Genomic DNA, 1,893 nt, shown 5'->3' on the forward strand with positions numbered 1-1,893 from the left:
TGCGGAGCGGTCTCTACCGTCGGCGAGGTGAGCCCGCCGTGGGTGCGGGCGCCGGGTGGGGCGGGTGGTGTGGTGCCGTCGTTGATGGCCGCGTTGGATGCCAGGGAGAGTGCGTGCCGGTCCAGGGCTGTGGAGTTGCGCGAGCAGATCGCGGGGGTTTCTGATGAGTTGTCCCGGGTGGAGGCCGAGCTGTCGCGGCTGCAGATCACGCGGGAGACGGTGAAACTGGTGCTGGCCGACGGTCCGCGGGTGGCGGTTGGAGGTGATGCCGCCGGGGCGGCGGCGTCCGGGCCGGTCGATGTGGCCGCGGCGCTGCTGGCGGCTGAGGCCGTGGGCGATGTGACGGTGATGTCGCCGGACTACCAGCGGATCATCGCACTGTTCGCCACGTCCGGATCGGCATGGCGGTGCAAGGACGTGTGCGTGGAGTTGGGGCTGGAGACGGAGGCCCGTCACGTGGAGGGTATGCGTTCGAAGCTCAAGCGCCTGATGGAGCGGGGAATCTTGTCCGAGACCGGGCCGGGGTTGTTCAAGGTGGACGGACGGAAGTTGGGCTGGTGAGCGCGGCGCTGGGAGCCGGTGGCGGTCTGACGGCGACCGAGACCGCGTTCGCCGCCTCGCGCGGCCTGTTCGAGCAGGTGGCCACGGATCTGGCCGCGCCGGACGCCGCCGCGTTGACGCATTCGGCACTGGAGGACCTGCTCGCGGCGCGGATGCGCGAGGTGACCCGGCAGCTGTTCCAGGACCATCTGGACCTGCGCGCGGTCCGCGAGCGGCGGGCCGGGCAGGTGGTCGATGCGATCGGTGTCGAGCGCACCCGGATCGAGCGCGGGCGGGCTCGCATCCTGGCCACGGTGTTCGGGAAGGTCACCGCGACCCGAATCGCCTACCGGGCCACCGGCGCGGCGGATCTGCATCTGGCCGACGCCGCGTTGAACATGCCGGCCGGGATGCACAGCCTGGGACTGGCCAAGCTCGCCGCGACCGAGTCGGCCCGTGGCTCCTTCGCGGAGGCGTTCGACCGGGTCAACACGCTGACCGGCGCCGGGATCGGCCACCGGCAGGTCCAGGAGCTCGCCGTGGCCGCCGCGGCCGACATCGACGCCTTCTACCAGGCCTTGGTCCCCGAACCGTGCACCGATGCCACGTTGCTGGTCCTGTCCACCGACGGCAAGGGCGTGGTGATGAGGCCCGAGGCGCTGCGCGAGGCCACAGCGAAAGCCGCCGCGGCCAAGAACGGGAACAAGATGGCGACCAGGCTCGCGCCCGGGGAGAAACACGGCCGCAAGCGCATGGCCACCCTGGGCGCCGTCTACGACGCCGAGCCCGCCCCGCGCGCCGTCGGCGACATCATCGCCGACCCCGTCGATCCCGCCGACGTCGAGAAGGAACGCCACCCCGGGCCGAAAGCCAGGTCCAAGTGGCTGTGCGGCTCGGTGAACGACACCGCCGAACAGGTCATCGCCGCGGTGTTCGACCAGGCCGAAGCCCGCGACCCCGACCACCTCCGGACCTGGGTCGTCCTGGTCGACGGCGCCCGCCACCAACTCGACCTCATCCAGGCCGAGGCAGCGCGCCGGAACGTCACCGTGCACATCCTGATCGACATCATCCACGTGCTCGAATACCTGTGGGACGCCGCGCACTGCCTTCACCCGGCCGGCGACCGCGAGGCTGAAGCCTGGGTCGCCAGCCACGCCCGCACCATCCTGGCCGGAAGATCCGAACACGCCGCAGCCTTGATCACCACGGCGGCAGACGCTGCCGGGCTCAGGCCCGGCTCACGCAAGGGCATCGACGACGCCGTCGGCTACCTGAGGAACAAGGCGGCCTACCTGCGCTACGAACTCGCCCTGCGTGAAGGCTTCCCGATCGCCACGGGGATCATCGAGG

The 1,893-nt window shown here is 71.0% G+C and carries 2 protein-coding genes; both read left to right on the plus strand.

All coding sequences use genetic code 11. From position 1 onward, the window contains the following. Positions 1-561, plus strand: a 561-nt coding sequence (locus OTB20_RS42070; protein WP_267825166.1) for a hypothetical protein, incomplete at its 5' end; no start/stop codon positions are given. Beyond that, positions 558-1,893, plus strand: a 1,336-nt coding sequence (locus OTB20_RS42075; RefSeq protein ID WP_267825167.1) for an ISKra4 family transposase, incomplete at its 3' end; no start/stop codon positions are given. The genes OTB20_RS42070 and OTB20_RS42075, both read left to right, overlap by 4 nt.

The organism is Streptomyces sp. H27-H1 (genome assembly GCF_026627445.1).
Lineage (GTDB): Bacteria > Actinomycetota > Actinomycetes > Streptomycetales > Streptomycetaceae > Streptomyces.